Here is a 25444-nt window from a genome sequence, read left to right on the forward strand (position 1 = left end):
GCTCCATTGGTTTGCGATGCAGCAAGGTAGTTGAACGGAGCACCGGTACAATTCCGGCTTTCCCATCGAGCATCGTTGCTGCTCTCCGTCATGAAACCCAAACACGCCGCTTCCCGTTCCAAATCCTCGGCCGCCACCCGCACCTCCGCGACCCCGTCCGCCACCAAGCCGGCCAAGGCGCCTGCCAAGACCAAGGCGGCCGCCAAGCCTGCGGCCAAGGCCGCCGCCCCGCGCAAGGCCGCGACGCCGCCCAGGCTGGCCGCGACCGTGCCGGCGACCGCCAAGGTGATCGACGCGGCGCCGGCCGCCAGCGCCTTCAGCCTGGCCTCGGTGTTCGCGGCGCTGCGCAAGCGCTATCCGGCCGCGCGCCAGGAGGAGGCGCAGACCTTCGCCGAGGAGTTCTACAAGCGCATGGAGGAGGACGAGTTCCCCCACCACAGCGCGCAGGAGTGGGCGGCGCTGGCCGCGTCGATGCTGGAGTTCGCACGCAAGCGCAAGCCGGGCACGGTCAACGTGCGGGTGTTCAACCCGAACCTGAAGGACGACGGCTGGGAGTCGTCGCACACGGTGCTGCAGATCGTCAACGACGACATGCCGTTCCTGGTCGATTCGGTGAGCATGGCGCTGGCCGAGCTGGGCATCGGCGTGCACGTGCTCGGCCACCCGGTGCTGCGCATGCAGCGCGACAAGGGCGGCACGCTGGAGAACGTGGGCGAGGGCAAGGCGGAATCGCTGATGGCGCTGGAGATCGACCGCCAGCCGCCGGAAGACATGGCGCAGGTGGAAGCGGCGATCCGGCGTATCCTCGGCGAGGTGCGCAACATCGTGCGCGACTGGGGCGGCATGCGCGAGAAGATGCTGGCGCTGGCCGACGACCTGACCACGCGGCGCCTGCCGGTGGACGACAAGGGCCGGCGCGAGGCGCAGGAATTCCTGCGCTGGGCCGCGGCCGACCATTTCACCTTCTTCGGCTACCGCGAATACCGCGTGGAGAAGCAGGGCGGCGAAGACGTGCTGGCGCCGCTGGAAGACAGCGGCCTGGGCCTGCTGCGCGGGCAGGACAAGTCGCCGGCGCGGCCGGTGCGCACGCTGGCCGCGCACGGCCTCAGCGAGTCCGGCACCAAGGAAGCGCTGATCCTGACCAAGACCAATGCGCGCTCGCGGGTGCACCGCAGCGGCTACATGGACTATATCGGCGTGCTGGAGTTCGACGCCAAGGGCCGCATCGTCGCCGAACAGCGCTTCCTCGGCCTGTTCACCTCCAGCGCCTACAACCGCCGCCCGTGGGAGATCCCGCTGGTGCGCGAGCGCTTCGACTACGTGATGCGCAAGTCCGAACTGACCCCGAGCAGCCACAGCGGCAAGGCGCTGCGCCATATCCTGGAGACGCTGCCGCGCGAGGAGCTGTTCCAGTCCAACGAGGAAGAGCTGTACCGCACCGCGATGGGCATTCTGGGCCTGCAGGAGCGGGTGCGCAGCCGCCTGTTCCTGCGCCGCGACAAGTACGGCCGCTTCATTTCCGCGCTGGTGTACATCCCGCGCGAGCGTTTCAACACCGACGTGCGCCTGCGCATCGAGGCCTTGCTGAAGGACGCGCTGCACGGCGAGTACATCGATTCCAACGTGGTGCTGGGCGAATCGCCGCTGGCGCAGCTGCACATGATCGTGCGGCCCAAGCCGGGCGAGGCGCTGGAGTTCGACACCACCGAACTGGAATCGCGCCTGGCGCACCTGCTGCGCAACTGGCACGACGACCTGCGCGAGGCGCTGGTGGCCAGCTGCGGCGAGCGCGATGGCCTGCGCCTGGCCGCCGGCTACGGCCGCGCGCTGCCGGCCGGCTACATCGAGGAGTCGACCGCGCAGATCGCCGCGCGCGACGTCGAACGCCTGGCCGCGCTGCGCGGTCCGGAAGACCTGCACCTGAGCCTGCAGGCGCTGCGTCGCGACGGCGCCGACAGCCTGCGCCTGAAGCTGTACCGCCAGCACGACGACCTGCCGCTGTCGGACGTGCTGCCGATGATGGAGAACCTGGGCCTGCGGGTGATCTCCGAGCGTCCGTACCGGCTGGTGGTCGATGGCACCGCGCTGTCCATCCAGGACTTCGAGGTCGAGCCGCTGGCCGGCAGCATCGATGTGGCCGCGGCCGACGCGCCGCTGTGCGAGGCGTTCGTGCGGATCTGGCGCGGCGACGCCGAGAACGACGGCTTCAACCGCCTGATCGTCGGTGCCAGCCTGAGCTGGCGCCAGGTCGCGGTGCTGCGTGGCTACTGCAAGTACCTGCTGCAGACCGGCGTGCCGTTCTCGCAGGCTTACGTGGAAGAGACCTGCAACCGCTATCCGCTGCTGGCGCGGCTGCTGGTGGAGCTGTTCGAGGCGCGCTTCGATCCGGCCACCGGCAACGAGAGCAAGGCACAGATCGCCGAGGGACAGGCCGCGCTGACGGCGCAACTGCACCTGCTGGCCAAGGACGATGCCGCGGCGCTGAAGGCGCTGCAGCCGGTGATCGATGCGCGCAGCGGCAGCCGCGACGCGCAGCTGGAGGCGGTCTCGGCGGCGCTGCTGAAACTGTTCGACCAGGTGGCGAGCCTCGACGAGGACCGCATCCTGCGCAGCTTCAAGGGCGTGATCGAGGCGACCCTGCGCACCAGCCACTACCAGCGCAGCGCCGACGGCGGGCTGGGCCACTGCATCAGCTTCAAGCTGGATTCGGCCAAGGTGCCGGACCTGCCCAAGCCGCGTCCGTACCGCGAGATCTTCGTGTACGGCCCGCGCGTGGAAGGCGTGCACCTGCGCTTCGGCGCGGTGGCGCGTGGCGGCCTGCGCTGGTCCGACCGGCGCGAGGACTTCCGCACCGAGGTGCTGGGCCTGGTCAAGGCGCAGATGGTCAAGAACACGGTGATCGTGCCGGTCGGCGCCAAGGGCGGCTTCTTCTGCAAGCGCCCGCCGGTCGGCGGCGACCGCGACGCGGTGCTGGCCGAAGGCATCGCCTGCTACAAGCTGTTCATCCAGGGCCTGCTGGACATCACCGACAACATCGTCGGCGGCAAGATCGTGCCGCCGCCGCAGGTGGTGCGCCACGACCAGGACGATCCGTACCTGGTGGTCGCCGCCGACAAGGGCACGGCCACCTTCTCCGACATCGCCAACGGCCTGGCGCTGGACCACGGCTTCTGGCTGGGCGACGCGTTCGCCTCCGGCGGCTCGGTCGGCTACGACCACAAGGGCATGGGCATCACCGCGCGCGGCGCCTGGGAGTCGGTCAAGCGCCACTTCCGCGCGCTGGGCCGCGACTGCCAGAGCGAGGACTTCACCTGCGTGGGCATCGGCGACATGTCCGGCGACGTGTTCGGCAACGGCATGCTGCTGTCGCGCCACATCCGCCTGCTGGCCGCGTTCGACCACCGCCACATCTTCCTCGACCCGAACCCGGACGCGGCGGCGTCCTTCGCCGAGCGCGAGCGCCTGTTCAAGCTGCCGCGCTCCAGCTGGGCCGACTACGACGCCAAGCTGATCAGCGCCGGCGGCGGCATCTACCCGCGCACGCTCAAGTCGATCGAGATCAGTGCGCCGGTGCGCGAGGCGCTGGGCCTGGAGCCGGGGGTCAAGCAACTCTCGCCGAACGACCTGATGAACGCCATCCTCAAGGCGCCGGTGGACCTGTTCTGGAATGGCGGCATCGGCACCTACGTCAAGGCCGCCAGCGAGACCCACGGCGACGTCGGCGACCGTGCCAACAACGGCCTGCGCGTCAACGGCGGCGAGCTGCGCTGCAAGGTCGTGGGCGAGGGCGGCAACCTCGGCCTGACCCAGCTCGGCCGCATCGAGGCCGCGCAGGTCGGGGTGCTGCTCAACACCGACTTCATCGACAACTCGGCCGGCGTGGACACCTCCGACCACGAGGTCAACATCAAGATCCTGCTCAACGACGTGGTGCAGGCCAAGAAGCTGACCCTGGACGCGCGCAACAAGCTGCTGGCGTCGATGACCGACGAAGTGGCCGAGCTGGTGCTGTGGGACAACATCCGCCAGAACCAGGCGCTGAGCCTGATGGAGCGGATGAGCGTCACCCGCCTGGGCTCCAAGCAGCACTTCATCCGCACCCTGGAGGCGCAGGGCCTGCTCGACCGGCAGATCGAATACCTGCCCTCGGACGCGGAGATCTCCGCGCGCAAGGCGCGTGGCCAGGGGCTGACCCGGCCGGAATTGGCGGTGCTGCTGTCCTATTCCAAGCTGGTGGCGTTCCAGCAGCTGCTGGAGTCGGACATCCCCGAGGACCCGTACCTGTCCAAGGAACTGCAGCGCTACTTCCCGCAGCCGCTGCAGAAGAAGTACGCCGACGCGATGGAGCGGCACCGCCTCAAGCGCGAGATCATCGCCACCGCGGTGACCAACACCACCATCAACCGGATGGGCGCCACCTTCCTGATGCGCATGCAGGAAGACACCGGCCGCAGCATCGCCGAGGTCGCCAAGGCCTACACCATCAGCCGGGAGACGCTGGATGCACGCGCGCTGTGGACGCAGATCGATGCGCTGGACGGCAAGGTGCCCGAGTCGGTGCAGATCGACGCGCTGGAGGTGATCTGGACGCTGCAGCGCGCCTTCGTGCGCTGGCTGCTGTTCCGTCCGGGCCCGATGCCGGGCATCACCGCGGCGGTGGAGCGCTACTACGAGCCGTTCAACGACATCCGCGTCGCCTCCGGCGTGCTGCCCGATTCGCAGCGTCCGCGCTACGAGGCGCTGGTGCAGGAGTGGCAGGACAAGGGCCTGCCGCCGGCGCTCGCCCAGCAGCTGTCGGAACTGCGCTTCCTGGAGCCGGCGTTCGACATCATCGAAATGGCGCGCACCCGCAAGCTCAAGCCGGTGGAGGTGTCGAAGGTGCACTTCCGCCTCGGCGAGGCGCTGCAGTTGCCGTGGCTGTTCGAGCAGATCGACGCGCTGGAGGTCAACGGCCGCTGGCATGCGGTGGCCCGCGGCGTGCTGCGCGACGAACTGGCCAAGCACCACAGCGTGCTGGCCGGCCAGGCGCTGAGCCTGCCGGGCGGCACCGCCGAGGCCAAGGTGCAGCACTGGCTGCAGCGCGACGACAGCAGCCTGCGTTTCACCCTGAGCATGCTGCAGGAGCTGGCTGCGCAGAAGACCCTGGACTACCCGACGGTGTCGGTGGCGGTGCAGCGACTCGGCCAGCTGGCGGCGCACGGCGTCTGACCGATCGCGCCGATGGCCAGGCCCGCGCGCGCGGGCCTGGCCCACTGTGGCACCGCGTCGCCCGATGGTGAGGCATGGCGCGTGGCAGGCGATTGCTGTCACGCGTCGGTGGCGGGGATCCGCGCTCGCCCCACGTTCTTCGTTGGAGCCAGGCCGGCGGCGCACCGCTGCGGCGACCGACCGCGTCATGCAAGGCCGCGGGATTCTGACAGCCCGCGCTGATACGATCCGCGCCATCGGGCGAGCACACGGCTGCAGCGCCGCATTTCGAGGCGTACATGCTGTACCTGGCCATCCCCGCAGTGCTCCTGTTGTTGATCGTCTTCCTGGCACTGCAGCCTCCGCTGGAGCTGCGGCTGCAGCGTGCGCTGCAGCAGGCACGGCAGGGCGACCTGCGACGCTTGCGTGCACTTGCCAGGAAATCGGTGGGCGATGCCGCCTATGCGCTGTTTCTGCAGCTGGACGCCAACGGCGAGCAGGCCGCGGCACTGGCAGCACTGAAGCGTGCGGTCTATGCCCGCACCTGGCTGGACATCCGTGGCTGCAGCGTGGCCATGCGCGCGTACGGCCGCCGTCGCTTCCTCGGCGTGGGCACCATCCCGGACCATGCCGCGCTGCTGGCCGAATGGAGCCGCCCCGGCTGGTGCTCGGGTGCCGGCTGGGAACCCGAACTGGCCTGGATCCAGGCCTGCGGCCCGGAAGCGTGCCGGGATCTGGCGCGCGCCTGGTATTGGCTGTGCCTGGCCGATGCGCGCACGCAGGAGGGGATGGGCGAGATCCGGTCCGTGGAACTGGCGCAGCAGGTGCGGGAGCATCTGGGCCCGCTGGTGCCGGCATCGGTGCGCCAGGCGATGCAGGAGCAGGCGACCGAGACTGCGTGCCGCGACTTCGTGTCCGGCAGATAAGGCGGGCGGAGCGACTCGGCCCGGTACCGGATACCGGCCTGCAATGGCTGTCGCCGCAGGTCCCATCACAGCGCGGTGCGGACGCGGCATGCAACTGCCGCGGATTGGCCGCTGTCTCGGCTGCAAGCGCGTGCCGCCGGTTCGCCGCCGCGCGCCGGTCATGGCGCCCCGGGTATGATCGGTGCCATGAATGCTTCCGTCCTGCCGTCCTCGCCCCGCATCTGTTTCCTCGCCAGCGTCGCGCCGGAGGCGCAGCACGCGCGTACCCAACTGGTCGGGCGCTACGGCGATTGCGAGCCGGCCGATGCCGATGTGCTGTGCGCGCTCGGCGGCGACGGCTTCATGCTGCAGACCCTGCATCGCCACGGCAGCCTGGGCAAGCCGGTGTTCGGCATGAAGCTGGGCACGGTCGGCTTCCTGATGAACCAGTTCCGCGACGACGACCTGGTCGCGCGCCTGGCCCTGGCCGAGCCGGCCAAGCTGCGCCCGCTGGAAATGCTGGCGCAGACCGAATCCGGCGCCACCACCGGCTCGCTGGCCTACAACGAGGTCTCGCTGCTGCGGCAGACCCGTCAGGCCGCGCACGTGAGCATCGATCTCAACGGCCAGACCCGGGTCGACGAACTGATCTGCGACGGCGTACTGGTGTCGACCCCGGCCGGCAGCACCGCCTACAACTCCTCCGCGCACGGACCGATCCTGCCGCTGGGCTCGCACACCCTGGCGCTGACCCCGATCGCGCCGTACCGGCCGCGGCGCTGGCGCGGCGCGATCCTCAAGGCCGACATCGAGGTGCGCTTCCGCGTGCTGGACCCGTACAAGCGCCCGGTCAGCGTCACCGCCGACTCGCACGAGACCCGCGACGTGGTCGAAGTCACCATCCGCGAATCCCGCGACCGCCTGGTCACCCTGCTGTTCGATCCGGAGCACAATCTGGAGGAGCGGATCTTGAGCGAGCAATTTATGGTGTAGGGGCGGGGAGTGGGGAATCGGGAATGGGGAATCGCAAGAGCGGTTTCCGTGTCTCCCGTTTCTCCTGCTCGGTTCCGTGCCTGTAGACCGCTTTACCTATTCCCCATTCCCGATTCCCCATTCCCCGCCCAAATGTCCGACAACTCCCCACGTCTGCTCACCGTCGCGGTCACCTCGCGCGCCCTGTTCGATCTGGAAGAGGGCCATGCCCTGTTCGAGCGGGAGGGGGTGGAGGCGTACAGCGCGTATCAGCGCGAGCGCGAGGACGATGTGCTGGCGCCCGGTGTGGCGTTCCCGGTGGTGCGCAAGCTGCTGGCGCTGAACCAGGGCACGCCGCCGGAGACGCCGCCGGTGGAGGTGATCCTGCTGTCGCGCAATTCCGCCGACACCGGGCTGCGCATCTTCAATTCGATCCAGCACTACGGGCTGGGCATCGTCCGCGCCACCTTCACCTCCGGCGAGGCGACCTGGCCCTACGTCAAGCCGTTCGGTACCGATCTGTTCCTCTCGGCCAACCCGGAATCGGTGCGCCGCGCGCTCAGCCACGGCATCGCCGCGGCGACCATCCTGCCCAAGCCGCCCGGCGAGCACGCGCAGGAAGCGGCCGCGGCCGCCGGCGCGATCGATGCCGATCGCCTGTCCACCCAGTTGCGCATCGCCTTCGACGGCGATGCGGTGATCTTCGGCGACGAGGGCGAGCGTTTCTCGCGCGAGCAGGGCGTGGAAGCGTTCGGCCGCTACGAGCGCGAGAACGCGCGTGAGCCGCTGACCGGCGGGCCGTTCCGCAATTTCCTGTCGGCGCTGCACGCGCTGCAGTCCGCGTTCCCGGCCGGCGAAGCCTCGCCGATCCGTACCGCGCTGGTCACCGCGCGCTCGGCGCCGGCGCACGAGCGGGTGATCCGCACCCTGCGCGAATGGGGCGTGCGCCTGGACGAGGCGCTGTTCCTCGGCGGCCGCCACAAGGGGCCGTTCCTGCAGGCCTTCGGCGCGGACATCTTCTTCGACGATTCGCAGCACAACATCGACAGCGCCGCCCGCGAGCGCGTCGCCGCCGGGCATGTGCCGCACGGGGTCGCCAACGACATCGCCAAGCCGTGACTGCGGCGCCCGGCGGCGGCCGCTGGGCCGCGCTGCGCCGCCTGCTGCGGCAGGGAGCGGATGCGCCTGCCGACCTGCGTCCCGGGCGGCCTTACGTGCGCCACGGCTGGCGCTACACCAGCCTGCAGTTCAAGGGCGAGGTGACCCAGAGCCGCATGTACACCTGGTGGCCGGACGTGCTGCAGGTGGGCTACACCCGCAGCATGCTCGGCGCGCTGTTGCTGCGCCCGGACCCGCGGCGGATCGGCATCGTCGGCCTCGGCGGCGGCTCGCAGGCCAAGTTCTGCTATCGGCACCTGCCGCAGGCGCGGATCGAGGCGATCGAGGCCGACGCCGACGTGCTGGCCCTGCGCGCGGCCTTCCGCATCCCGGACGACGATGCGCGCTTCGAGGCCGTGCACGGCGACGGCGCGCGGTTGTTGCGGCAACGGCGTGACCGCTACGACCTGCTGCTGCTCGACGCCTACGATGCCGACGGCATCCCGGCCGCGCTGCTCAGCCGCGGCTTCTACGAGGACTGCCACGCGGCGCTGGCACCGGGTGGGGTACTGGCGGTGAACCTGTACGACACCGACACGCGCCGCCACCTGGCGCATCTGCGCGCGCTGTTCGGCGGCCGCGTGCTGCGCCTGGACGAGCCACAGATGGACAACCAGGTGGTGTTCGCCTGGACCGGTGCACTGCCGGCGTTGGACGTGCACGCGGCCTTGGCCTGCCTGCCGTGGTCGGCGCGCTGGCAACTGCGCACGCCGTTCCGGCGCGTGCAGCAAGCGATGGCGGGCAGGACGGGAGCGGACGGGGTGCGTTAGCCAGGGCTGCTGCCGGGGGATGGCTGCGTCGGCCAGACGGTTCAGTCCACGCCATGCCGCCGCCGGTGCAAGCACGACCGGGGAGACAATGCATGCGGTCCCGGGCGACACCACGCGCCAGGACGATGGCAAGTCGCCCTACAACGGCAACAGGATGTTGCTGAGCTTCCAGTGCAGGCCCTCGCGAGTGAACACGAAGGGCACGGCGGTGCCGTCGGCGGTATGCACGGTGGCGACGAAGCGCGTGGTCGATTCGAAGCGGTGCTCGGCCTGGCGCAACGGTTGCGGCGGGCGCGGCGCGGCGTAGGTATCGCCGCCGACGGTGTCGCCGCTGGCGCGTTTCCACAGCGCGTCGCCCTGCATCAGCGCGCCGATGCCGGTCGGGGTGACCAGCGCATCCACGCTCATGCCGCCGAGGCCGCCGGCCAGCGACAGCAGCGTCCCGCCGAACAGGCTGGACTGCAGGTCGGGGCCGGCGCGGCGCACCAGCGCATCGTCCACCTGGGCCTTGAGGTTGACCCGCAGCGTGGGAAAGTCGACGTAGCGCTCCAGTGCCGCGGCATCGCGCTCGCGCAGCGCTTGGTCGATGCCGCGGATCGCCAGGTAGGGTCCGGCGACGACGTAGCCGCCGAGGGCGAGCAGGGCGAGGAACAGCAAGGCCAGCCATTTCTTCATCGCATGTCTCCTTGCGTGTGGGCGTTCTGCAGGAGCGGATCAGCCGCGACGCGTGACCGGGAATGCCTGTCGCCGCTGAAGCCGCTCCGACGGGGAAGCACTGCCGTTCTAGAACTCCAGGTCCAGCGCCGCGCACAGATAGTCCACGAACGGGCCCAGCGTCTGCAGGTCGGCGGCGACCTGCGTGCGCAGCCGTGGGCCGGTCATCGCCGCATCGTCGAGCTGGCGCCAGAACACCCAGTTCTTGTGCTTGAGGTCGTCGATGCACTCGAAGTCGGCCGGGAAGCCGCGCGGCGGCCGCACCAGCATCTCGCTTTCCTCGAAATCGAAGCGGCGCCGCAGCGCCGGCGCATGCGCGGCGGCCTTCCAGCTGCCGGGGTTGTCGAAGATGAATTGACGCACCTTGCGCTGCGTGTCCGGTTCCGGATGCCACAGCCCGGCGCCGACGAAGCTCTCGCCCGGCTGCAGGTGGATGTAGAACGAGGGCGCCGGCACCTGCTTGCGCCGCTCATGGAACAGGCGCGCACCCTGCCAGGTCTTGTACGGCGACTTGTCGTGGGAGAAGCGCGCGTCGCGGTGGATGCGGAACAGCGAGCCGCCGACGCCGCGCGGGTCGGCGCGGAAGTGCTCGCTGACCTGGGCCAGGTCCGGCTGCAGGTCGGTGATCAGGCGCAGGAACGGCTGGCGCACGTGTTCTTCGTACTTGTGCCGGTTGTCGTTGAACCAGGCCTTGTCGTTGTGCCGCGCCAGGGCACGCAGGAACTTGAAGCTGGCGTCGCTGAAATAGCTGGTCATAGGCTGCGTTGCAGGTCGTGGCTCCAGGCGGCCAACTGGTCGAGCAGGGCTTGCTTGGTAGCATCCTGCGGGTGAGCCAGGCGTAAACCGGCCAGTTCCGCGTAGAAGGCGTCGAAGCTCAGTTCGGACAGGCCGCTGTCCTGCTGCAGGCGCTGCCGCCGGTAGTCGTCCCAGCGCGCCTGTTCGGCGATGGACAGGCTCTGCGGCCAGTTGCGCGCGCGGTAGCGGAACAGCAGCTCGGGCAGGCGCGGATCGCGGAACTGGCCTTCCAGCGCGGCCAGTTGCGCCGGTGGGGTGGCGCGGACCTGGGCCATCGTGCGCTTGTCGCCATCGGCCAGGAAGCCGTCGTACAGCGAGGCGTCCACATCGGCCGTTACCGCGGCGCGCTCGCTGGCGAACACCCGCCGCACCTTCTCGGCCAGCGCCGGACCGGCCTCGCGCAGGCGCGCGGCCTTGGCCAGGAGTTGCGCGGGGTCCAGCCGCAGCCGGGCGAAATCCGCTTCGCGCAGGTGCGCCCAGGCGACCAGCGCCGGTGCCTTGTTCAGATGCACTTCCTTGAGCGGGATACGCTGTTCGCCCTCGGGCAGGTCGGCCTGCGGGGTGTACAGGCGGTCGGCGATCTGTTCCGGCGTATAGCGCAGCAGCGGCTCGATGTCGCCTTCCAGGTCGAACACCAGCACCCGGCTGTCGATGCGCGGATGCCGCGCCAACGGCAGCACCGGTGCTGCGCACAGGCGCGCGGCCGGATAGCGCATCGACACGTGCAGCACCGGCTGCATCGCCACCGCATCGAGCAGGCTGCCGCAGAAGCGCTTGTCGCGCAGCTTCAGCGCGTACTCCCACAACCGCGGCTGGCTGCGGCGGAAGTGCCGGGCCATGCCGATGGTGGCGTATACGTCGGACAGCGCCTCGTGCGCATCGCCGTCGCGCACGCCGTTGGCCAATGCCAGTTGCTCCAGCTTGAACGAGGTGGCGCCGTCCTCGCGCTGCGGCCAGACGATGCCCTCCGGGCGCAGCGCGTGCATCAGTCGCAGCATGTCCAGCAGGTCCCAGCGCGAGTTGCCGTTGCGCCACTCGCGTTCGTAGGGATCGTAGAAGTTGCGGAACAGACCATGGCGCACGAACTCGTCGTCGAAGCGCAGCGAGTTGTAGCCCAGCGTGCAGGTCTTTGGCCGCGCCATCTGCTCGGCGATGCGCGCGAACGCCTCGGCTTCGCTGACGCCCTCGCGCAAGGCCTGCTGCGGGGCGATGCCGGTGATGAGGGTGGCGACCGGCGAGGGCAGCAGGTCGTCGGCGGGCTTGACGAAGAAACTGATCGGCTCCTCGATCACGTTGAGTTCGGCATCGGTGCGCACCGCGGCGAACTGCGCGATGCGGGTGCGCCGCGGATCGGCGCCGAAGGTTTCCAGGTCGTAGAAGAGGAAGCTGTCGGGCATGACGAATCGAATGGTGCGAGGCAGGCGAGGCTAGTAGCGTGGGGATGCGTGTAGGAGCGGGTGTCCGGATAGGCTACGCCGGTTCAATGCGCCCCCTCCAGCGGTGCCAGCCGCGCGTGCACGATGCGCTCCAGCCACTGCCAGTCGATCCGCGACAGATCGCTGTGGCCCTGCGTGGCCTGGACCAGGATGTCGCGCTGCACTTCGCTGCGTTCCAGCGCCTGCGCGTACGGCGTGCGCAGGAAGGTGACCATGGTGTAGTGCGGCACGAAGCGGGTCGGATGCCGCGCCTGCAGTGCCTGGCCGAGTTCGCGCTGCAGCAGGAAGCCGGCGTCGCCGACGCGGTCGCGCATTTCCACGTAGTTCTCCAGCGCCATCTGCTGGATCGCGCCGGCGTTGGGCTTGCGCTCGGCCTCGAAGGCGGCATAGGCGCGCGCCAGGTCCGGCTCGCGCTGCAGGTGCGCGGCCAACGCCGCGCAATCCTCGAACGCGCAGTTCATGCCTTGCCCGTGGAACGGCACCATCGCGTGCGCGGCGTCGCCCAGCAGTACCGCGCGGCCGTCCAGGTGCCAGCGCTCCAGGCGCAGCGTGCCGAGCAGGCCCGGCGGATGCTGCTCCCAGTGCTCGGCCAGTTGCGGCATCAGCGGCAGTGCATCGGCGAAGTCGCGCGCGAACAGCGCCAGCGCCTCGTCGCCGCTGCGCACGGTGGCGAAGCTGGGCTCGCCCTTGTTGGGCAGGAACAGGGTGACGGTAAAGGTGCCTTCGTGGTTGGGCAGGGCGATGCACATGTAGTGCCCGCGCGGCCAGATATGCAGGGCGTTGGCTTCGATGCGGAAGCTGCCGTCGGCGCCGGGCGGGATCTCCAGTTCCTTGTACGAGTGGTCGAGGAACTCGATGTGCTCGGCCATCGGCGCCTTGCGCTGCATCGCTGCGCGCAGCGCCGAGCCGGCGCCGTCGGCGCCGATCATGCTGTCGAAGCGGATGTCGTGGGGCTGGTCGTCGCGGTCGTCGATGAAACGCGCATAGCCGGCATCGAAATCCACCGTGTGCAGGCGCCGGTAGAAATGGATGCGCGCCCCGGCCTGCTCGGCGAGCTGCAGCAGGGTGATGTTGAGATCGTTGCGGTGCACCGACCAGATCACCTCGCTGTCGTCGCGGCCATAGCGCTGCAGCTGCTGGTGGCCGTCGGCGAAATGCACCATGCGCCCGCGCATCATCACCGCCTTGGCCATCACCGCGGCATCGGCGCCGGCCTGGCGCAGCACGTGCAGGCCGCGTTCGGCCAGGGCCAGGTTGATCGAGCGGCCGCGCTCGTAATCGTGCACGCGCGGGTCGCCACGACGCTCGTAGACGGTGACCTGCCAGCCCTGGCGCGAGAGCAGGATGGCGAGCAGGGAGCCGGCCAGGCCGGCGCCGATCAGGGTGATGCTGCGGGGGGATGCGTTCAATGCGGTGTCCGGAAGGCGCGGCAGGCCGCCGCGCGAAGAAGGCGGCTCAGACGCCGGCCCAGGTTTCCACTTCCTCGACGAAGCGGTAGACGTCGCGGTAGCGGTTGTACAGCGGCACCGGGCTGATCCGGATCACGTCCGGCTCGCGCCAGTCGCCGAGCACGCCGACCGATTGCAGGTACTCGAACAGGGCACGACCGCGCTCCCGCCCGCCGGCCACGCGCAGCGATAGCTGGCAGCCGCGTTGCGCCGGGTCGGACGGGGTGATGATCTGCAGGGTGTCGGCCAGGCGGGCGCGGATCAGCGTCTCCAGGTAGCCGGTCAGTTGCTGCGATTTCTGCCGCAGCGCGTCCAGCCCGGCACGCTCGAACAGGTCCAGCGAGGCGCGCAGCGGGGCCATGCTCAGGATCGGCGGATTGCTCAGCTGCCAGCCGTCGGCACCGGGCGCGGCGACGAATTCGGGCGCCATGCGGAAACGGGTGCGCTTGTCGTGGCCCCACCAGCCGGCGAAGCGCGGGGTCTCGCCGTGGCCGTGGCGTTCGTGCACGAAGGCGCCGGCGACCGCGCCGGGGCCGGCGTTGAGATATTTGTAGTGGCACCACACCGCGAAGTCCGGGGCGGCATCGTGCAGGTGCAGCGGCACGTTGCCGATCGCGTGGGCCAGGTCGAAGCCGACCGCGGCGCCGGCCGCGCGCGCCAGCCGCGCCACCGCGGCCAGGTCGAAGGCCTGGCCGGTGCGGTACTGCACGCCCGGCCACAGCACCAGCGCCAGGCGCGGGCCGTGCTCGGCGATGGCGCGCTCGATCGCCGCCAGCGACACGGTGCCATCGGCGCCGTCGGGCTGCACTTCGATCAGGTCGGTGGCCGGGTCGAAGCCGTGGAAACGGATCTGCGAGGCCACCGCATGCTGGTCGGAGGGGAACGCGCCGGCCTCGATCAGGATCGCGGGGCGCTCGCGGGTGGGCCGGTAGAAGCTGACCATGAGCAGGTGCAGGTTCACCGTCAGCGTGTTCATCGCCACCACTTCGTGCGGGTGCGCGCCGACCAGGCGCGCCAGCGGCGCGGCCAGCAGCTCGTGGTAGGTCATCCACTGGGTGTCGCCGTTGAAATGGCCTTCCACCGCCAGCGACGACCACTTGTCCAGCACCTCCTGCACCGCGGCGCGCGCGCCGCGCGGTTGCAGGCCCAGCGAGTTGCCGACGAAGTAGGCCTGGTCGGCGCCCTGGTGCTGCGGGAACAGGAACTCCTGGCGCAAGGCGCGCAGCGGATCGGCGGCGTCGAGGGCGATGGCGTGCTGGCGGGACAGGATCTCGTTCATCGGCATTGGGTTCCGGGAAGCAGGGCGAGAGTCTAGAGCGTGCGGGACGACGTGAGGTGACTGCCGGGCGGCGTGGGCGGGCGCTGCCGCGCGGGCCTTGCCGAACGCGCAGGCCGCAGCGGTGTTCACCCGCTGCGGTGCGCAGTCGCCGGTGGATGTTCCTTGTTGGCCGCGGTCGCCGGCAGCAGCGCACTGCGGACCAGATGGGTGAGGGTGCCGATGCTGTCGGCGACGCGGTCGCTGGTGTCGGCCAGCGCGGGCAGCGCGCCGCCGTCGCTGCCGTCCTGCGGCTGCGCGGCCAGCGCCTCGGCCAGGCGCCGCTCGTCCGCGCGCAGGCTGGCCTGCGCCGGCGGCGTGCCGCTGCGCAGGCTTTCGGCCAGTTCGGTCAGTGCGGCATGCGCCTGTTGCCGGAACTGCTGCAGTTCCGGCAACGGCGGCAGCGGCGGCGCATCGCGCAGCACCGCCTCCAGCGCCAGCGAGGCGCGGATCAGCCGGTTGCCGTTGGCCAGCACCGATTCGGCCAGGGTCAGTTCGCGCAGGTTGCGCTTGCGCCGCGGCTCGCCGCGCAGGCGTTCGATCGAGGCCTGCGCGTTGGTGCGCGCGGTGCGCGAGGCCGCGCGGGTGTCCGGCAGCGCCTGCAGGCGGCCTTCCAGCACCGCATCGAGATGGTCGCGGTAGGCGAGCAGCAACTGCGCCAGGATCGCGCGGATGTGCTTGCGTTCCCAGGTCGGCCACAGCGCGTAGGCCGCCAGCGCCAGCGCGCTGCCGAGCACGGTGGCCTGGATGCGCTCGCCGATCGCCTCGCCCGGGGCCATGCCCTCGAACGACAGCAGCAGCACCAGCATGCCGGTCAGGCAGGCCACGCCGAGCCCGTAGTTGACCTGGGTCAGCAGGCGGAACCCCAGGCAGAACACGGTCAGCAACAGCAGCCGCACCACCGCCCCGTCCATCACGAAGTGCGCCAGCACGGTGGCCAGCAGCAGCCCGCCGAAGGTGCCGGCCACGCGCAGCGCGCCGAAGCTGAGGGTGCCGCCGAAATCCGGCTTCAGCACGATCGCCGTGGTCATCGGGATCCAGTAGCCATGCGGGATCGCCTGCCAGCGGGCGAACAGCACCGCCAGCGCCAGGCACACGCCGCAGCGCAGTGCGTGGCGGAACGCCACCGAGGACAGCTTCAGATTCGCTCGCAAGGTCTGCAGCGGCGCCAGCGGACGCAGCGCCGCCGGCAACTGCGCCTCGGCCAGTTCGGCCTGGATCTCGCCGCGGCTGCTGGCCCAGCGGCCATTGCGCGCCAGCGCGCGCAGCTGGCCGCCCAGGCCCTGCGCACGGGCCACGGCAATGCGCAGCAGGCGGCGTTCGCGGGTGTCCTCGGTCTGCGCCTGCACTTGCGCCAGCGCATCCACCAGATCGTCGAACCCGGTCATCGACGCAGTGGCCGCGTCTGGGTCCTCGGCGCTGTCCAGCGCGTGCGCGAGCTGGTCCAGCACCACCGCGCTGCGTTCGAGTACGCGCTCGATCGGCAGCCGCGCGGGCGATCCTGCGTCCAGGCGTCCGTGCAGGTCGGCCAGGGTCAGCAGCTCCAGCCGCGCGCGTTCGCACAGCTCGGCGATGACCCGGAACGCCTGCACCGCACGTCCGCGCGAGCGGTGCTCGCCGTGCAGCATCACCATCGCCTCGAGCACCGCCTCGGTGGCCGGCGGCGCGGCGGTCGCGCCGGGCCGCTGGCGGGCGATGCCGGCCAGTTGCCGCATCAGGTCGGCCAGGGCGAAGCGTTCCGGGCGGTAGCGCTGCAGCGGCCAGGCGGCCAGCGCCATCAGCATCTGCAGCACGCCGCCGGCGAAGATCAGCGTGGCCACGCCGACGCTCTGCAGTGGCGGCAGGCGCACGTCGGCGCTGACCACCAGCAGGATCATGCTGGTCAGCCCGACCCGCGCCGCCACCGGGCCCAGCGCCACCAGCAGGCCGCCGCCCAGGCCGAGCAGCAGCGCGCTCAGCGCCAGCGCCACGGTGTGCGCGCCGATCAGCATGCCCAGCAGCGCGGCCACGCCCGCCGCCAGCGCGGCCATCAGCATGCGCTGCATCCGCGCCCGGTACGGGCCGGGCTGGTCGGAGAACATGGTGTTGAGCGCACCGGTGGACACTGCCAGACCCAACTCGGCATGGCCGGCGGCCACGCCCAGCGCCAGCGGCGCGACCACCGCGGCGGTGTTGCGCAGGGCCACGCGCACCGGCACGTCGCGCGGCTTGAGCGCGATCAGGCTGCGCAGCATCGCGAGCCGGAACGGCGCGGGGGCAGGGCGGTCACGGCGCGTCGGCCGCCGGCCGCGGATGCACGTGGCCGCAGCGGGCGCAGGTGCGCAGCGATTCGGAGGCGTAGAAGCGCGCGAACACCGGCGGGAAGTCGGTCTCGATGTCCTGCAGCGGGAAGTAGGCTTCGTACAGCAGGTGGTTGCAGCGCTCGCAGAACCACAGCAGGCCGTCCTGCTCGTGCGGCAGGCGCCGCCGCTCGATCACCAGGCCGACCGAGTTCACGCCGCGCTGCGGCGAGTGCGGCACCTTCGGCGGCAGCAGGAAGGTCTCGCCGGCGCGGATCGGGATCTCGCGCACCGCGCCGTCTTCCTGGATCTTCAGCACCATCTCGCCTTCGAGCTGGTAGAACCACTCCGGGCCTTCGTCGTAGTGGTAGTCGCTGCGCGCGTTCGGCCCACCGACCACCATCACGATGAAGTCGCCGGCGTGGATGCACTTGTTGCCCACCGGCGGCTTCAGCAGGTGCCGGTGGGCGTCGATCCAGGCGTGCAGGTTGAGCGGGCCGGGGAGCATGCGGATCCTTGATCGAGATGGCGGAACGGCGCGCCGCTCAGCGGTCCTCGCGGTCCTGGCTGATGCGCGCCAGGGCGGCATCGTAGCGCGGCGCCAGGTCGTCGATGCGGTCAAGTTCCATGCCCAGGTCGTGCACGCGGCCGTCGCGCAGGCTGTAGACCCAGCCGTGCACGGTCAGTTCCTGGCCGCGCGCCCAGGCGTCGAGCACGATCGAAGTGCGGCTGACGTTGACGACCTGCTCGAGCACGTTGAGCTCGCACAGGCGCGCGTGCTGCACGTTGAGGTCGCCGGCCTGCTGCAGGCAGTGCTCGTGCTTCTCGGCCACGTCGGTGACGTGGCGGATCCAGTTGTCGACCAGGCCCAGCCGCGCGCGGGTCAGGCCCGCGTGCACGCCGCCGCAGCCGTAGTGGCCGACCACCAGGATGTGCCGCACCTTCAGCACCTCGACCGCGAACTGGATCACCGACAGGCAGTTCAGGTCGGTGTGCACGACCACGTTGGCGATGTTGCGGTGGACGAACACCTCGCCCGGCGCCATGTCGATGATCTGGTTCGCCGGCACCCGCGAGTCGGAGCAGCCGATCCATAGGTACTCCGGCGTCTGCTGCTTGGACAGGCGGCTGAAGAACTCCGGATCCTCGCGGTTGATGCGTTCGGACCAGGAGCGGTTGTTGTCCAGCAGTTGTTCGATTTTGCTCATAGCCCTGCATTATTCCAGAAGCCTGCGGCCGGTGCGCGGCGCGCGCTGACGCCGTTGCCCGGATCGCGGGGATCCGCATGCACACGGCGCCTCAGTGCGCAGCCGCCGCCGGATCGGGCTTTTGCCGATCCCGCCGATGCGGCGCGCTGCGCAGACTTCCTCCACGCCCACACCGGGCATCAGCGGAGGATCCCATGGCCGACTTCAACGCGTTCTTTCCGACCCTGCTCAAGCACGAGGGCGGCTTCGTCAACGATCCGGTGGATCCGGGCGGCGCCACCAACAAGGGCATCACCCTGGCGACGTTTCGCTTGTACGCCAAGAGCCTGCTGCAACTGGAGCCGACCCTGGACAACCTGCGCGCGCTCACCGACGCGCAGGCCGGGGTGATCTACAAGACCTGCTACTGGAACGCGGTGCACGGCGACGAGATCGCGCTGCAGCCGCTGGCCAACATCCTGTTCGACTTCCAGGTCAACGCCGGCAACAACGCCATCAAGCTGCTGCAGCGCGTGCTCAACGCGCAGACGCCGGCGCTGCAGCTGCCGGAGGACGGCAAGTTCGGCCCGGCCACCCTGGCGGCGCTGAAGGCCGCCGACCAGCGCGATCTCTATGCCCGCTACAAGCAGGGCCGGCGCGACTACTACCAGCGCCTGGTCGCGGCCAAGCCGCCGCTGGGCAAGTTCCTCAAGGGCTGGCTGGCGCGCACCGACTCCTTCCCCGACCTGAGCTGAGTGCGCGCGCGGCAAGCGCCGCCGATCCGCTGCCGTCGCCGACGGCGGCCTTCTTTCTCCAGGAGCGACCATGGCTGGACCGACCGCATTGAACGACCTGATCGAAGCGCTGGCCGGCGCCGTGATCGAGGCGCAGGACCGCATCGAGCAGCACCAGATGGCCAACCTCGGCGATTACTTCGACGAGTTCCACCGGCCCAAGAGCGTGATCATCCGCCTGCCGTCGCAGCACCCGCAGGCCGCCGAAGGCGACGAGGACTACTACCGCGCGCCGCTGCTGCCGCTGGTCTCGACCAACGTGCTGCGGATCAAGGACGTGGAGATCAGCTTCGATGCGCAGCTCGGCGACCTCGGCGGCCTGCAGTCGGCCGACGGCTTCTTCGCGCCGGAGTCGCCCGGCCCGCGCGGTGCCTGGCAGGCCAAGCGCACCGCCACCCGTTCCAGCGTGCGCGTGGATACCAGCGCCAGCGCGCGGAGCCAGCGCCAGAGTGCCGTCCACGTCGTGTTGCGCGTGGAGGGGACCGAACCGACTGACGGAGCGGCCAGATTGCTGAACCATCTGGCGCAGACGCAGGGCGTGTTCAAGACGGTCATGGCCGACAAGCCGGACGTCGCGGGCACGGACGATGTAACCAATCCCACCAACTGAAGGAGTCACTGCAATGGCTGACGAACTCGTCAATATGTCAAGTCAATTCAAGGGTCTGCCGATGGGCGACCTGATCGGCGGGCCGCTCGATGCGGCCTGCGACGCGCAGGTCAAGCTGGCCCGCGCCACCGCCGATTTCATCCGCGTCATCGGCTTCCTGCCGCCGGACAACCCCGACCCGAAGAATCCGCAGGCAACCGGCGCCACCCGTACCGCCAGCTTTCGCTTCAAGCGGCCGGTCGACGACCCGGACAAGGCCGGCGGCATCGCCGAGGAGGAGGTCGAACTGGAAGTGCCGCTGCTGGCCATCGTCAACGTGCCCAGCCTGAGCATCCAGACCGTGGACATCACCTTCGACATGGAAGTGAAGTCGTCCTTCTCCTCGAAGGAGAAGACCGATGCCTCGGCGTCGATGTCGGCGGACGTGGAATACGGCTTCGGCCTATTCAAGGCCAAGGTGCATATCCAGGGCTCGGTCTCCACCAGCAAGGAGAACACGCGCAGCTCGGACAACTCGGCCAAGTACCACGTCTCGGTGCATGCCGCGGACAAGGGACCGCCGGAAGGTCTGGCGCGGGTGCTGGACATCCTGCAGACCTCGGTGGCGCCGCGCAAGATCGGCAAGCCCGAGCCGGTTCCCGCGTAAGTCCATAGCGGTCCGTTGAACCATCTCGTCGGGGGACTCGTCAACGATGTTCGACCTTACTGAAGTCAAGTTCGTCAAGCGGGTCGTGGTCGGCAGCGACAACCCGACGCAGATGCAATCGCCCGAGCAGATCGAAGCCGCGCGGGCCTTGCTCAACCGCTGCCTGAGCGATTCGCCGAAGGGCGCGATCATCGGCACCGAGAAGAATTTCGCCGTGCTGCAGATCGGCGAGCACCAGGTGGTGATGCAGTGGCTGTGCTACCACGTGGGCTTCCCGCGCAAGCCCGGCTGGATGAAGGACGACTGATGGCCAGCCTGCGCTGCGAGTTCGACCTGCTGCTGCAGGGGCTGTCGGCGGCCCTGCTGGATGCGCAGCGGCGCTGCCGCGCGCGTCACGCACAGGCCTTGCGCGCCTGCTTCGGCGCAGGCGAGACGCTGCCGGTGGCGACGGACGCGGCCGAGCCGCCGTCGCTGCAGATCCCGTTGTGGGAGCTGCGCGCCTGGCAATTGCCGCAGATCGGCGAACTGGCCCTGGCCTTCGACGTCGAACTGGACGTGGAGGAGGTGCCGGACGAGGCGCCGCGCCTGCTGCTGCAGGTGTTGCCGCGCCGGCCGCGGCGGCCCGGGCACCGCCTGCAGATCCTGTTCCGCGGCACCCACACCCCGGTTGGCGAGGTGCTGTTCGACGGTCAGCGGCTGAAGCTGTGGCAGCTGTCCGATGCGCCCGCCCCGCACGATCCCGCCCAGGAGACCGCACATGCGTAGACACGGCTTCATCCTGTCCCGGCACGACACCGACCTGTGGTGCCGAGAACTGCACATCGACCTGCGCTCGCTGGCCCGCGCGCAGCGGCTGCGCCGGCGTCGACGCCGGGCGCTGTGGCTGCTTGCCGTACTGTGCCTGGTGGCGGCCGTGGTGGCGCTGCTCTGGTTCGGTCTGTCCTGACCGTGCCCATCGTTTCCTTTCGTATCCAACAGGAGAGTCGCATGCGTATCCGTTCGCGTGGTGTTGCGCGTTTCCCGCTCTGGCTGGCGCTGTGCCTGGCCATGCCGTTCGCCGCCGGTGCCGCACCGCAGGCGCCGACGCCTGCTGCGCCGGCCGCAGCGGCCAACGCAGACGCGCTGCCGCCCGGCGAATGGAGCGGCACCCTGGCGCTGGATGCGCAGCGCCTGGCCGCCGTGCGCCTGGTCCAGCGCGAGGGAAATGCCAGACTGATATTCGCCTCGCCGTTGAACTGCGCCTTGCTGGTCAAGCCGCAGCCGGGTGCCGGTTTCGCACTGGAGTCGATCAATGGCGGGGCCTACTGCGACAAGATGATGGGCAAGCCGCTGCGCGTGCAGCGCAGCGGCGACGACCTGCGCTTGAACGTCGACGGCAAGGATCTGCCGGTAGTGCTGCATAGCGATCCGGGCCAGCCCAGCCCGCTGCAGGGCAAGTGGCGAGGGATGATGCGTCCCGACTCCGGCGATAGGGCGATCGACGTGGAACTGAGCGTCGCCGCGACGCCGCAGGCACCTGGCAATCCCACCGTGCAACTGCGCTATGGCCCGCCGCGCCAGTGCCGATTGGAGGGGCGTTACGTTGGCGTGCGCGAGGCAACGGCGCTGTATTCGCTGGGCATCGCCGATGGCGGCTATTGCGATCGCCTGAGCGACGGTCAGCTGACCCTGCGCGCACGACCGGACGGCAAGCTCGACCTGCAGACCGTGGACCGCGCCGGGACGCGTCGCGAAAGCGGGCTGCTGGAACGCGCGCCCGCCACTCCCTGATCCGCCGCGCGCAGGTGCCGGCCACCGTGTCCGTCCAGGAGTGATGCGATGAACGTCTGGATCAAGACGCTGGCCGGCGCCGCGTGGCGCCGGCTCACCTCGGCCCGCCGTGCCGGACCGCGGCTGCCGCCGCCTGGCATCCTGCCGCAACTGCGCGCCGAGTGCGAAGCGATGGCGCGCTATGCGCTGGAGCACGGCATGGCGGTGCCGCCGGAGCTGATCGCCCGCCTGTCGGCGCTACTGGGCGCCGGCACGCCGGTCGCCGATGGCGGCGACATCGAGGTGCACGCGCACGAACTGGCGGTCACCCACCGGCGGCTGGCGCAACTGATCCGCCCGGCCACGCCGCAGGCGGTGTTCCTGCTCGATGCCGAGCGTCGCCGCCCGCACTGGGCGACCCTGCTCGGCCCGCTGCCGCTGGTGCGCGCGCTGACCACGACCTCGCTGCTGTTCCTGTTCGCGGTGGTGGCGACGGCCCTGTCCAGCAAGGTCAGTGCGGACAACGTGCGCCTGGGCTTCCTGGATTCCTCGGGCAGCGTGCTGCTGTGGAATGCGCTGTTCCTGCTGTTCTGCGCCGGCCTGGGCGCCTCGTTCTCCTCGCTGTTCCAGGTGCACCGCTACGTCGCCGACGCCAGCTACGACCCCAAGTACGACGCCTCCTACGGCGCGCGCATGATCCTGGGCCTGATCGCCGGGCTGATCCTGGTCGAAGTGTTGCCGCCGGATCTGTTCGAAAGCGGCAGCATGCGCAGTTTCGGCAAGCCGACCCTGGCGATGCTGGGCGGCTTCTCCGCGACCGCGGTGTACCGCCTGCTGCAGCGTCTGGTCGATCTGATGGAGACGCTGGTGCGCGGCGACACCTCGGCGCAGGCGCAGGCGTCGTTGGAAGTGCAGCGCGCCAGCAACGACACCGAGCGCATGCGCTGGCAGGGGGAGTTGGCCGCGCAGTTGATGGCCCTGCAGCAGTCGATCGAGGCCGGCACGCCGCCGGCGGCGATCCAGCAGCGGCTCGCCGAGTTCGCCCGCGGAATGCTGCAGGTGGAAGCCGCGCGTCTGCCGCCGCCGCCATCGCCATCGCCGGCAGCGGAATGAACCCGCCGGCGCGACACCGGCGTATCGCCGATGTTTCCATCATCGTTCGTCGGCGCAGGATTTCGTTCTGCGTCGCAGCGCGTGCGCGGTAGCACGGGATTCTGTCTACGAACCGAGACGAATGCGGCAATCCGCACAAGTTCAGCCGTCGTCGCCATCCATATCAGCCTGAAGCCGATGGCCGCCATGACGCAGCGTGACAAGCTGAGAACGTAATCCAAGCGCAGGTTCAGCGCTGTCGCATCGAGTGAAAAAGGGGCGCGTCGCGCTGCAGGGGGACGCGGGTTGCCGCGCGGTCGCGCGTTGGGAGTTCCATTGCCAACACAGGTAGAGAATGAACACACGTATCGTGATTGCCGCCGAACGCAGCATCGTGCTGGAGGGCATGGTGGCCCTGCTCAACAACACGCCGGACATCGACGTGGTCGGCCACGCGGTCGACGGACTGGAGTGCGTGCAACTGGTGACCCGACGGCAGCCGGATATCGTGCTGATGGACGTGATGCTGCCGGGCCTCAACGGCATCGAGGCCACCCGCCGGCTGCTGCAGCGCAGCCCGCGCAGCAAGGCGATCTGCATCGCCGCCTCAGATGCCGCGGCCAACGTGCGCGCGGCCATCGACGCCGGCGCCAAGGGCTACCTGGCGCGCAACAGCACCTTCCACGAATTGCTGCGCGCGATCCAGCAGGTCGGTAACGACCAGCTGTACATCAGCCCGCAACTGTCGCAGTCGCTGGTCAGCGAGTACCGCTGTCCGCCCGGCGATGCCGTCTCCGCCTACACGCTGCTGACCTCGCGCGAACGCGAGATCGTGCAGTTGCTGTCCGAGGGGCTGTCGACCAAGGAGATCGCCGCGCGCCTGCACATCAGCGTCAAGACCATCGGCACCCACCGCGAGCACATCATGCTCAAGCTGGGCATGCAGAGCATCGCGCAATTGACGCGCTACGCGATCCGCGAAGGTCTGTCGCCGCTGGAGGGAGGCAGGGCCAGTGCGCGCCATGTCGGGCACGACCGGCAGGGACCGGCCAGCCGGTGTGGGTGAGGCGGCGCACGCCGCCGCGCGTCCCGTGGCGGTGAGGCACAACTGCATGGTCGGCCGCGCTGCGTGGCGGCGTGGTTCAGTCCGGACGTCGCGCGTGCATCAGCGCCGCGACGGCCTGCGCGCCGGTGTCGGCCTGACCCTGCAGCGCCTCGCGTACCGCGGCCTGGTTCGCCGGCGGATGGTTCTGGCTGAGCTTGAACTTCAATTCGACCCGCTCGACCTCCAGGCGGAAGCCGACGATGCCGCGCAACTGGCGCCGGTGCGCGTCGTTGTCCGGCTCGTAGCGCCAGTCGCTGCCCAATGCGCGTTCGTGGCGTTCGCTCAGCCGCGCCACCACGGTGGCCAGCAGCGCTTCGTCGTCGCTGGGGTGCAGCTGCCCGTGCAAGTGCGCGGTGGCGTAGTTCCAGGTCGGCACCCGCGCCATCGCTTCCTTGTCCGGATACCAGCCCGGGGAGACGTAGGCATGCGGGCCGTGCACGATCAGCAAGGCCGGCCCGGCGTGCCGCGCCTGCGGGTTGGCCCGCGACCAATGGCCTTCGACCAGGATGCGTTCGCCGTCGCGCCGGTACAGCACCGGCAGCGGCGTGGCGCAGGGCAGGCCGTCGGCGACGGTGACCAGGGTGGCGAACGGCTGGTCCGCGATCAGCGCATCGAGCGCGCCCAGGTCGTGTTCGGCGAAGGCGGGTGCAACGTGCATCCCCGGATCAGGCGCGCGCGCCCAGGGTCTGGGTCATGCGCCCGCGCAGGCCGGCGTCGTCGTCGGCCTGCGGCGGCGACACCTCGCCCAGCGAGAAGCCGCGCGCACGCGCATCGTCCTCGTCCAGGCCATCGAAGGCGACGAATTCGGCATCGAACAGGGCCGCGCGGGCGGTGTCCTCGCTGTCGTAGCTGAGGGTGTTGCCGTCGCTGTCCAGCACCTCGGCGGTGCCGGCGTCGCGCACGCGCAGGCGTGCCCACACCAGCAGGCGGCCGAGGCTGGCCAGGTACCACTGATCGTGGGCGGGAGAATCTGAGTTCATGGAATCACCAGGGAAAGCAACCAGAGCAGGGCGGCCATGCCCAGGCCGAAGAAGATGGTCATCAGCGACAGCCAGGCCGGCGTCGCCAGCCCGGACAATCCGCGGTCGCCGAGCGGACGGTAGCGCCGCGCCAGCAGCCAGCCGAGCGCGACCGGCTTGAGGAAGGCGCCCGGCCCGAACGCCGCCACCAGCGGCGGATGGCGGTCGCGGATGTGCACCAGGGTCAGCGGCCAGAAGATCAGGAACGCGCTGGCCCCGGCGATCGCCACGCCGACGAAGCACAGCGCGAAGAACAGGATCAT

25 protein-coding genes are annotated in these 25444 nt (G+C 70.0%); 14 read left to right on the forward strand and 11 right to left on the reverse strand.

What is annotated here, in order from left to right:
- Nucleotides 1-267: 267 nt before the first annotated feature.
- From RAB70_RS12510 to RAB70_RS12530, 5 genes are all read left to right on the forward strand, one after another.
- On the forward strand, nucleotides 268-5208 hold the full coding sequence (locus RAB70_RS12510; RefSeq protein WP_408068877.1) for an NAD-glutamate dehydrogenase: 4941 nt from the start codon (nucleotides 268-270) through the stop codon (nucleotides 5206-5208).
- Between the two features lie 278 nt (nucleotides 5209-5486).
- The gene (locus RAB70_RS12515; RefSeq protein WP_148828601.1) at nucleotides 5487-6113 is read left to right on the forward strand and encodes a hypothetical protein; all 627 of its coding nucleotides are present in this window, start codon (nucleotides 5487-5489) and stop codon (nucleotides 6111-6113) included.
- Between the two features lie 201 nt (nucleotides 6114-6314).
- Complete coding sequence (locus tag RAB70_RS12520; RefSeq protein WP_026143327.1) at nucleotides 6315-7085, forward strand: NAD kinase; 771 nt, start codon at nucleotides 6315-6317, stop codon at nucleotides 7083-7085.
- 132 nt (nucleotides 7086-7217) lie between these two features.
- Nucleotides 7218-8183 (forward strand): 5'-nucleotidase, encoded by a 966-nt coding sequence (locus RAB70_RS12525; protein WP_017907609.1) that lies wholly within the window; start codon nucleotides 7218-7220, stop codon nucleotides 8181-8183.
- Nucleotides 8180-8992, forward strand: a complete 813-nt coding sequence (locus RAB70_RS12530; RefSeq protein WP_148828600.1) for a fused MFS/spermidine synthase — start codon at nucleotides 8180-8182, stop codon at nucleotides 8990-8992. The genes RAB70_RS12525 and RAB70_RS12530 overlap by 4 nt, the downstream gene beginning before the upstream one ends.
- A gap of 138 nt (nucleotides 8993-9130) precedes the next feature.
- On the opposite strand, the gene RAB70_RS12535 is transcribed toward RAB70_RS12530, so the two are convergent.
- From RAB70_RS12535 to can, 8 genes are all read right to left on the reverse strand, one after another.
- Nucleotides 9131-9667 (reverse strand): DUF2939 domain-containing protein, encoded by a 537-nt coding sequence (locus tag RAB70_RS12535; protein WP_148828599.1) that lies wholly within the window; start codon nucleotides 9665-9667, stop codon nucleotides 9131-9133.
- A 108-nt stretch (nucleotides 9668-9775) separates the two neighbouring features.
- Nucleotides 9776-10462: a DUF2461 domain-containing protein gene (locus RAB70_RS12540; protein ID WP_148828598.1), complete on the reverse strand. Its 687-nt coding sequence runs from the start codon at nucleotides 10460-10462 to the stop codon at nucleotides 9776-9778.
- Nucleotides 10459-11898: an exodeoxyribonuclease I gene (sbcB, locus tag RAB70_RS12545; protein ID WP_148828597.1), complete on the reverse strand. Its 1440-nt coding sequence runs from the start codon at nucleotides 11896-11898 to the stop codon at nucleotides 10459-10461. The genes RAB70_RS12540 and sbcB overlap by 4 nt, the downstream gene beginning before the upstream one ends.
- An 83-nt stretch (nucleotides 11899-11981) precedes the next feature.
- Nucleotides 11982-13346, reverse strand: a complete 1365-nt coding sequence (locus tag RAB70_RS12550; RefSeq protein WP_148828596.1) for an NAD(P)/FAD-dependent oxidoreductase — start codon at nucleotides 13344-13346, stop codon at nucleotides 11982-11984.
- Between the two features lie 46 nt (nucleotides 13347-13392).
- Nucleotides 13393-14664, reverse strand: a complete 1272-nt coding sequence (gene kynU / locus RAB70_RS12555; protein ID WP_148828595.1) for a kynureninase — start codon at nucleotides 14662-14664, stop codon at nucleotides 13393-13395.
- Nucleotides 14665-14789: 125 nt separating this feature from the next.
- Nucleotides 14790-16934, reverse strand: coding sequence for an FUSC family protein (locus RAB70_RS12560; protein ID WP_148828594.1), 2145 nt, complete (start codon nucleotides 16932-16934; stop codon nucleotides 14790-14792).
- Between the two features lie 31 nt (nucleotides 16935-16965).
- Nucleotides 16966-17487 (reverse strand): 3-hydroxyanthranilate 3,4-dioxygenase, encoded by a 522-nt coding sequence (locus RAB70_RS12565; RefSeq protein WP_148828593.1) that lies wholly within the window; start codon nucleotides 17485-17487, stop codon nucleotides 16966-16968.
- Nucleotides 17488-17524: 37 nt separating this feature from the next.
- The gene (gene can / locus RAB70_RS12570) at nucleotides 17525-18187 is read right to left on the reverse strand and encodes a carbonate dehydratase (protein ID WP_017910923.1); all 663 of its coding nucleotides are present in this window, start codon (nucleotides 18185-18187) and stop codon (nucleotides 17525-17527) included.
- A 194-nt stretch (nucleotides 18188-18381) separates the two neighbouring features.
- Between can and RAB70_RS12575 the strand changes: the two genes are divergently transcribed.
- From RAB70_RS12575 to RAB70_RS12615, 9 genes are all read left to right on the forward strand, one after another.
- On the forward strand, nucleotides 18382-18921 hold the full coding sequence (locus tag RAB70_RS12575) for a glycoside hydrolase family 108 protein (RefSeq protein WP_148828592.1): 540 nt from the start codon (nucleotides 18382-18384) through the stop codon (nucleotides 18919-18921).
- Nucleotides 18922-18991: 70 nt separating this feature from the next.
- On the forward strand, nucleotides 18992-19570 hold the full coding sequence (locus RAB70_RS12580; RefSeq protein ID WP_173003349.1) for a DUF2589 domain-containing protein: 579 nt from the start codon (nucleotides 18992-18994) through the stop codon (nucleotides 19568-19570).
- A 13-nt stretch (nucleotides 19571-19583) separates the two neighbouring features.
- Nucleotides 19584-20216 (forward strand): DUF2589 domain-containing protein, encoded by a 633-nt coding sequence (locus tag RAB70_RS12585; RefSeq protein ID WP_026143450.1) that lies wholly within the window; start codon nucleotides 19584-19586, stop codon nucleotides 20214-20216.
- Between the two features lie 46 nt (nucleotides 20217-20262).
- Nucleotides 20263-20523 carry a hypothetical protein gene (locus RAB70_RS12590; protein ID WP_017910927.1) on the forward strand — a complete coding sequence of 87 codons (261 nt, stop codon included), beginning with the start codon at nucleotides 20263-20265 and terminating at the stop codon, nucleotides 20521-20523.
- Nucleotides 20523-20981, forward strand: a complete 459-nt coding sequence (locus RAB70_RS12595) for a hypothetical protein (protein ID WP_148828591.1) — start codon at nucleotides 20523-20525, stop codon at nucleotides 20979-20981. Before RAB70_RS12590 ends, RAB70_RS12595 begins: the two co-directional genes overlap by 1 nt.
- Nucleotides 20974-21162 carry a hypothetical protein gene (locus RAB70_RS12600; protein ID WP_017910929.1) on the forward strand — a complete coding sequence of 63 codons (189 nt, stop codon included), beginning with the start codon at nucleotides 20974-20976 and terminating at the stop codon, nucleotides 21160-21162. The genes RAB70_RS12595 and RAB70_RS12600 overlap by 8 nt, the downstream gene beginning before the upstream one ends.
- Before the next feature lie 41 nt (nucleotides 21163-21203).
- Complete coding sequence (locus RAB70_RS12605; protein ID WP_148828590.1) at nucleotides 21204-21986, forward strand: hypothetical protein; 783 nt, start codon at nucleotides 21204-21206, stop codon at nucleotides 21984-21986.
- 171 nt (nucleotides 21987-22157) lie between these two features.
- On the forward strand, nucleotides 22158-23078 hold the full coding sequence (locus tag RAB70_RS12610) for a hypothetical protein (protein WP_249042269.1): 921 nt from the start codon (nucleotides 22158-22160) through the stop codon (nucleotides 23076-23078).
- A 334-nt stretch (nucleotides 23079-23412) separates the two neighbouring features.
- Complete coding sequence (locus tag RAB70_RS12615; RefSeq protein WP_148828588.1) at nucleotides 23413-24123, forward strand: response regulator transcription factor; 711 nt, start codon at nucleotides 23413-23415, stop codon at nucleotides 24121-24123.
- A gap of 76 nt (nucleotides 24124-24199) precedes the next feature.
- Here the strand turns inward: RAB70_RS12615 and RAB70_RS12620 are convergent, their stop codons facing one another.
- Genes RAB70_RS12620 through RAB70_RS12630 form a run of 3 tightly spaced genes read right to left on the reverse strand, consistent with a single transcriptional unit; the run spans nucleotide 24200 to nucleotide 25444 of the window.
- Nucleotides 24200-24820 carry an FMN-binding negative transcriptional regulator gene (locus RAB70_RS12620; RefSeq protein ID WP_148828587.1) on the reverse strand — a complete coding sequence of 207 codons (621 nt, stop codon included), beginning with the start codon at nucleotides 24818-24820 and terminating at the stop codon, nucleotides 24200-24202.
- Between the two features lie 7 nt (nucleotides 24821-24827).
- Entirely contained in the window at nucleotides 24828-25142 is a 315-nt protein-coding gene (locus RAB70_RS12625) for a hypothetical protein (RefSeq protein ID WP_148828586.1), read from the reverse strand.
- On the reverse strand, nucleotides 25139-25444 hold the full coding sequence (locus RAB70_RS12630; protein WP_017907180.1) for a hypothetical protein: 306 nt from the start codon (nucleotides 25442-25444) through the stop codon (nucleotides 25139-25141). Before RAB70_RS12630 ends, RAB70_RS12625 begins: the two co-directional genes overlap by 4 nt.

The sequence above is a fragment of the Xanthomonas sontii genome (assembly GCF_040529055.1).
Taxonomy (GTDB): domain Bacteria; phylum Pseudomonadota; class Gammaproteobacteria; order Xanthomonadales; family Xanthomonadaceae; genus Xanthomonas_A; species Xanthomonas_A sontii.